Raw genomic sequence first — 1339 nt, 5'->3', positions numbered from 1 at the left:
CAAGGTGGTCACCGCCCACGAGGCGCGGATCAACTTTCATGGGTGGATCGGGGAGGGGTACCTTATCATTGATTTCGAGACGGGAGCAGGCGCATACATGATTGCAGGTGGCAAAAATGGCGGAGTGCTCATTACGTTAGACTCCAATGCCCTGCACAGGATGTATTTGGAAGGCCTGGGAGCCGAACCTTACGAATTTTCCCCTCAAAGCAGAGATACCATATGTCGGTTCTGTTGTGCTCTTGAAAGTACGGCCTGGGTTGTTATTTATGGCCACTTAGCATCAGTAATCGATGCCTATCAAATACAAAAATCAGTCACATCAGAACCATGGGTTATTGTCACGGAATCTGTTAAAGTGATTTTTAATACTAGAAGTTTTGTGGAAAGGCTATCTGAAAAAAACGAAGAATGTTTACCGGGATGTAGAGAGAATTAATACCCCGAAAGCTAAAAATTTGGGATTGTTCTACGGAGATTTATGGAAGACAGACGCATCTATCCGCGGATAATCATCTATGTTGCGTGGTTTATTTGGAGTTCTTATCTGCTTTGTGCTTTGCTGCATTTCTTTGTCCCATTTATAAATTTAGAGGGTGATATTGAAGGCACTAACTTTTCGACTATACATATGCTAATCGTGTTATTGGTGGTTGCCGCTTTAATTCAATGTCTTATAACAATCGGTCTAAGGTACTTTGCTCTTATAAGGCCAGGAAGAAATGGGACATACAACCCATACAGTGGTCCAGTTCGATTTCTAGTTGTAGGAATGATTAATTGGACAAGTTCCACTGCCATAGTCTATTATGGAACTACAATTTATTTGTTGTCTGGAGCAATGTGGCCTATTATGCTATTTGGGGTTTTTGGATTGCTACTGTTGCTCTATCACAGTCCAAGACTCAGTGCATTTAAACACTGGTGGCGCTGGGAAAGGGGTGAAGGGGACATTCTATATCCCTTATGTCAACCAAAATAATAACGTTATTATTACGAGTAGATAAGAACATCTCCTGTTGAAGTGCGCAATTGTGCAACTTATATTGGAAGTATCGGCGGTTCTCTTCCCTCGGCGAACTTGTGATCTGATCGTTACGTTTATCCGGTCTGATCCGAACGTGCGGATCGACCCATCATTCCTTATCCAGATTCCAAAGTTCGGAAGAGAGGCCCGGCATTGTCCCTCCCGAGGTCCATCGCCTCAACGTACGTCAACGGGCTCTCTCGCCGAATATGTATAAAGCGGTTTCGGGGAGAATTCGGGGAGGGAGAATTCGGGGGACACCAAATTCACCAAATTCGGGAGACACAAATTCGGGGGACACCATACTTAATT

General features: G+C 44.0%; 1 protein-coding gene. It reads left to right on the top strand.

Features of this window, described 5'->3' with window-relative positions:
- A partial coding sequence (locus tag MRX98_RS21720; protein ID WP_246915243.1) for a hypothetical protein occupies positions 1 to 439 on the top strand: 439 nt, incomplete at its 5' end.
- Positions 440 to 1339: the final 900 nt, after the last annotated feature.

The sequence above is a fragment of the Desulfatitalea alkaliphila genome (assembly GCF_022968795.1).
GTDB lineage: Bacteria > Desulfobacterota > Desulfobacteria > Desulfobacterales > Desulfosarcinaceae > Desulfatitalea > Desulfatitalea alkaliphila.
The sequence above is the reverse complement of the archived record's forward strand: the minus strand, read 5'-3'. Positions and strand labels throughout refer to the sequence as shown.